Here is a 661-nt window from a genome sequence, read left to right as displayed (position 1 = left end):
TCCCCCTGTGAGAGTAGAACATCGCTTGGTTTATGATTATTCCGCAGTAGCTCAGTGGTAGAGCACTCGGCTGTTAACCGAGTGGTCGTAGGTTCGAACCCTACCTGCGGAGCCATTTTGGAGAGCTGTCCGAGTGGCCGAAGGAGCACGATTGGAAATCGTGTAGGCGGGTAACCCTGTCTCAAGGGTTCAAATCCCTTGCTCTCCGCCACATGTTTTCAGGACTATTATACTGGCCCGTTGGTCAAGCGGTTAAGACACCGCCCTTTCACGGCGGTAACACGGGTTCGAGTCCCGTACGGGTCACCATTTTATTACGGAGGATTAGCTCAGCTGGGAGAGCACCTGCCTTACAAGCAGGGGGTCGGCGGTTCGAGCCCGTCATCCTCCACCATCTAATTAAATTCTTATTATCGCGGGGTGGAGCAGTCTGGTAGCTCGTCGGGCTCATAACCCGAAGGTCGCAGGTTCAAATCCTGTCCCCGCAACCAAATGGTCCCGTGGTGTAGCGGTTAACATGCCTGCCTGTCACGCAGGAGATCGCCGGTTCGATCCCGGTCGGGACCGCCATTTAAGATGGCTCGGTAGCTCAGTCGGTAGAGCAGAGGACTGAAAATCCTCGTGTCGGCGGTTCGATTCCGTCCCGAGCCACCATCTTAAA

The 661-nt window shown here is 55.2% G+C and carries 7 tRNA genes; all 7 read left to right on the top strand.

Going from position 1 to position 661, the window contains the following annotated elements:
- The first annotated feature begins 40 nt into the window (after window positions 1-40).
- Window positions 41-115, top strand: a tRNA-Asn gene (locus tag COJ46_RS19505).
- A gap of 4 nt (window positions 116-119) precedes the next feature.
- Window positions 120-211 (top strand) — tRNA-Ser (locus COJ46_RS19500).
- A gap of 23 nt (window positions 212-234) precedes the next feature.
- Window positions 235-309: transfer RNA gene (locus COJ46_RS19495), tRNA-Glu, on the top strand.
- Window positions 310-318: 9 nt separating this feature from the next.
- Window positions 319-394 (top strand) — tRNA-Val (locus COJ46_RS19490).
- A 20-nt stretch (window positions 395-414) separates the two neighbouring features.
- A tRNA-Met gene (locus COJ46_RS19485) sits at window positions 415-491 on the top strand.
- Window positions 492-494: 3 nt separating this feature from the next.
- Window positions 495-570: transfer RNA gene (locus COJ46_RS19480), tRNA-Asp, on the top strand.
- Window positions 571-578: 8 nt separating this feature from the next.
- A tRNA-Phe gene (locus COJ46_RS19475) sits at window positions 579-654 on the top strand.
- Window positions 655-661: the final 7 nt, after the last annotated feature.

Origin of the sequence: Bacillus sp. AFS077874 (genome assembly GCF_002566505.1) — a bacterium.
Classification (GTDB): Bacteria; Bacillota; Bacilli; order Bacillales; family Bacillaceae_G; genus Gottfriedia.
Note: the sequence above shows the minus strand (reverse complement) of the source record. Positions and strands in the feature narration are given on the sequence as shown.